Consider the following 1,235-nt stretch of genomic DNA (forward strand, 5'->3'; position numbering starts at 1 on the left):
CGTTCTCTTCAACACTCGTTACCAAGCCAGTGGCTACTTGCGTCACTTCAAGGCCAATGACCTCTTGGGTTCTAGGTTCGACATACATCTCACCTTCACGATACACCCCATAGCGTTGGCCAATGATAAGTGGTATTCCTTTGGTATAAATCTTATCGCCACTAGCGGTAATCAGGTTACGATTTTTGGACGCTAATACATAAGGGGTGGTATTAAAGTCTTTTGGATTAACGATAATTGTCTTGTCCAACCAGTGCTGGATCGCCGCACGTGGAATCGCCGGAATACTATTGGCAACCGAAGTGACTGCAACGGTATTAGCCACTACATTGCCTGTTACTTGTCTTTCAATACCTGCGCAGCCCTCACCTGTATCAACACCGATTAGCGTCTTACCTTGAATCACACATAAGATAAGCACATCGTTGGGATAGATTAGGTTAGGGTTTTTAATTTGTTTATTGGTGGCCCAAATCTCTTTCCAACGCCATGGGCTATCTAGATAACGACCTGATATGTCCCACAATGTATCGCCTTTTTTGACGATATAGCGGTTGGGTGCATCGGCTTTGATAGTTGGCGGTGGGTTATTAGCGTGAGCAGTATTCATCAGCATTGCACCACTAAAAGCAGTAGCAATCAGCGCTTTTGCTATAGAGTTTAGACTCATTTTCATGATTGTATCCACAAATTTTAAAGTACAGCGTAAATAGAATTTTGTTTTATTACTTATCCTTGCAAGATTGAAACCAACAAGTTATTAGAATTGCTTATTAAGTAACGAGACAGTTAAAATTACAATTATATACACAATAGCATATAACCAGACATCTATTTACAAAAATTTAAGTCACACAACAGTCTGTTCAGTCCTAAAATACTTCAATAATCAGGGTTAACTATATCGGTAAGCTAAGTACAAAAAAGCCTCACTATCCGATATGTGGATAGTAAGGCTTATATTAATATATATATATAAAGTTTCACGTGAAACAAAATATTTAAGCTTATGTCTACAAGGTAAAACTACGACAAATCAGCCGTTACATGTTGACGAATCTGTTTAGCGACCAACTCTGCTTTGTTGTCCAAAACGATAACATGTTGCGGCAATTCTTCTAATCCTTCGGTGTGAGCAGGACGCTCAATGTCTATTTGACCAACAGCTTCAATGATAGTATCGGCAAATTTGACTGGCAACGCGGTCTCTGCGCAAATAATAACCTCACCCTCTT

Annotated in this window: 1 protein-coding gene and 1 pseudogene; both read right to left on the minus strand. The window is 39.7% G+C overall.

The window, feature by feature from the left end:
- A partial coding sequence (locus ACS8FD_RS15345) for a LysM peptidoglycan-binding domain-containing protein (protein WP_439276482.1) occupies window positions 1-676 on the minus strand: 676 nt, incomplete at its 3' end.
- Between the two features lie 350 nt (window positions 677-1,026).
- Window positions 1,027-1,235, minus strand: a pseudogene (locus tag ACS8FD_RS15350) (threonine synthase); the annotation flags it as partial.

The sequence above is a fragment of the Psychrobacter sp. 1U2 genome (genome assembly GCF_051847575.1).